This is a genomic window from Nocardia arizonensis (assembly GCF_001310275.1).
Taxonomy (GTDB): domain Bacteria; phylum Actinomycetota; class Actinomycetes; order Mycobacteriales; family Mycobacteriaceae; genus Nocardia; species Nocardia arizonensis.
This window is the reverse complement of record NZ_LGYZ01000044.1, coordinates 1-2482: the sequence shown is the minus strand read 5'-3', so window position 1 is coordinate 2482 and position 2482 is coordinate 1. Positions and strand designations below refer to the sequence as shown.

3 protein-coding genes are annotated in these 2482 nt (G+C 60.3%); 2 read left to right on the top strand and 1 reads right to left on the bottom strand.

Going from position 1 to position 2482, the window contains the following annotated elements; all coding sequences use genetic code 11:
* Positions 1-52 precede the first annotated feature (52 nt).
* Together APZ21_RS06340 and APZ21_RS06335 are read left to right on the top strand one after the other, a co-directional pair.
* Positions 53-442, top strand: a complete 390-nt coding sequence (locus APZ21_RS06340; RefSeq protein ID WP_054812283.1) for a Tle-like phospholipase domain-containing protein — start codon at positions 53-55, stop codon at positions 440-442.
* A 160-nt stretch (positions 443-602) separates the two neighbouring features.
* The gene (locus tag APZ21_RS06335; RefSeq protein WP_054812282.1) at positions 603-1562 is read left to right on the top strand and encodes an ankyrin repeat domain-containing protein; all 960 of its coding nucleotides are present in this window, start codon (positions 603-605) and stop codon (positions 1560-1562) included.
* A 694-nt stretch (positions 1563-2256) separates the two neighbouring features.
* On the opposite strand, the gene APZ21_RS34995 is transcribed toward APZ21_RS06335, so the two are convergent.
* Positions 2257-2482 (bottom strand): hypothetical protein (locus APZ21_RS34995; RefSeq protein WP_204249053.1); only part of this gene is annotated, 226 nt, incomplete at its 5' end.

The following is a 2482-nucleotide window of genomic DNA, read 5'->3' as shown; positions in this document are numbered from 1 at the left end:
ACCCATTACGAACACGGCCGAATCAATTGAAACTTGATGAGATCACCTCAGTGTGCAGGTGACGATTGTCGGCCATTCCCTCGGCGGCGGTCTGGCATCACTCGCGTCCTATGCGACCGGATTCCGTGCCGTAACCTTCAATGCCGCGGGTATTCACGACAATCTGATCGTCCTGAATGCAAGTCGATACGGCGAAGTACTCACGACCGACGAGGTCAGGGCGGGATTGGCGACCGGCGACCAGATTCGACGATATGTCGTCGATGGGGAGTTCCTGACCTTTTTGCAGGACAGATATCCGAATCGTATGCCAGACGCATTGGGGCGGCGCATTACCACCGAAGCGGTCCCGGTGCGAGGCTTCGGATACCTGCGGCGAGTAAATCTACATTTCATGGAAGCCGTTTTTCGATCCCTGGACAAATACTACGGAATGGACTGATTTCTCCGGCGCTGTTAAGTTGTCGATCAGGCGGTTCGAAAACGTGACGATCCGTATGCGAGGGTGGAGAGTGCATGAGGGTTCGTGTTCATCGCGGTTCGCGCGGTTTCGGATATTCCAGACCGCGTATCGAAACGCAGGCAAGCGGAGGGGGCCCGAGATGCTGATTCGACTCATGTTCTGGTGTAACGACATATCAGAGTGGAAGGACAAGAAGTTGGCAGCGCCTGCTCGGGTGTTCACCGATACCGATGCCAGGAGGTTGGCGAAGGCGGTCGTGCGGGACGACGCCGTGAAGGTGAAGCGGTTTCTCGATGCGGGTGTCGATGTGAACGTGGTCGGTGAGGACGGGGTGAACCTGCTGCGGTTGGCGATGTTCAACGACAGCCGCAGCGCCTTCGAGACCCTGCTGGAAGCGGGGATCGATACCGGGCATCGCGACGATTCGGGGATGACGGTGCTGCACCGCGCCGCCTCCTACAGCGATCCGTGGTACGTGCGGAAGATGCTGGAGTATCCGGTGGATCTCGACGCGGTGGAACCCGTCGGCCATCACACACCGTTGATGGACGCGGAATCGAACTACGAGCAGTTCCGCATGTTGCTGGACGCGGGCGCCGATGTGAGTATGAACGATGCTCTGGGTGAGCCTATTCTGCATCGCGTGGCACGTTTGCAGGAGTATCGGGCGGTGCTCGATCTGCTCGAGGTCGGCGCCGATCCCGCACGGAAGAACGACAGGGGAAGGACGTTCCAGGATTACCTTCGCCTGGAGATGGCGAAGGATCGGGATTCGCCGCAGTTGCTGGAGCAGATCACGGACTGGCTGCGCTCCCGCGACATTCCGGTGACCCTCGGCCCAGCGGGCAGCGTCGACCGTCGCGGTGGGGCGGTTCTCGCTGTCGGGAATGTGCGCCGGGACGATGTCTGGGAGCCGGTGTTCCAGATCGACTCGCGACAGTTCGAGCGTCCGATGGAGTTCGCGATCGCGTGCCAGTCGGCTTTGAACGAGATGGACCGCGACGGTATTCCGCTGCGAATCGACCAGAAGGCCTATGCGTTCACCGATGCGGTATTCCAGCTGCCATCGTGGGAAGAGTACCGTCGGCAACTGTCGTAGGGTTGTGCCGGGAATCGCGCTGGTGCTGCATACCTACTGCTGAACCGAAGTCGAAATAGGAGCCCCGATCCACCGTGTGGGTCGGGGCTCTGTCATGAGCGGGTGTCGTCGTATTCGATCGGCGCCTGTGCGAACCGATCTGCGACCCGAGTTGCACAACTGAAGGGGATTTCGGCTGATCGACGTGTGATCGGTGCTGGTCACAGCGTTGCTGGTGGTCGGCATGGGTCACTAACAGGTCGGTAGGATCGCCGGTTGTGGCGTTCATTCGCAAGGTGAGGACCGCGTCCGGGGCAACAGCGGTGCAGATCGCGGAGAAGGACGGCCGCCGTAACAAGATCATCGAACATGTCGGGTCCGCGCATACCGATGCCGAGCTAGTACTCCAGCCGTAGTTCGTGACCAGGCCGTCGGCCTGGTCACGAACTACGGCTGGAGTATTAGGAGCTCCAAACCTGTGCAACTCGGGTCTGAATGGTGGCGGATACCGCTGTCCGCGACGCGCATCAGCGACCGAGATCGAAACCAGCTCTTTCGAACTGAAATCGAGAATCCTGGGCGGGCGGGTACTGTGCGGCGCGCCGGCCGGGGTCGCGCTGGAGGTGTACGCCCTACTGATGACATACGAGGCGCTGCGCGCCGCCATCGCCGATACTGCGTTGGTACAACGGGTTTCACCTCAGACCGAGTAGTTTCAGCCGTGCACACGGCCCGCGACCAACTGATCCACGCGGCCGGAATTCTCGGCACCACCACAACGATCGACATGCCAGGTTGACAACCGAGCAGGAACCGGAACTGCGCGGCCTTGGTGCTTGCGCGCGCTCGAATCATTGTCGAGGGTGTTGTGCGTATATTGCCGTCGACCTGCTGAGCCTTTTTCATCTTCATGCAGCGGCCTGAAGCTCTCGATCGTGGAG

Excerpts from the sequence above, each read along its gene's own strand:
- APZ21_RS06335 (WP_054812282.1), top strand. The coding sequence starts at position 603 with ATGCTGATTCGACTCATGTTCTGGTGTAACGACATATCAGAGTGGAAG.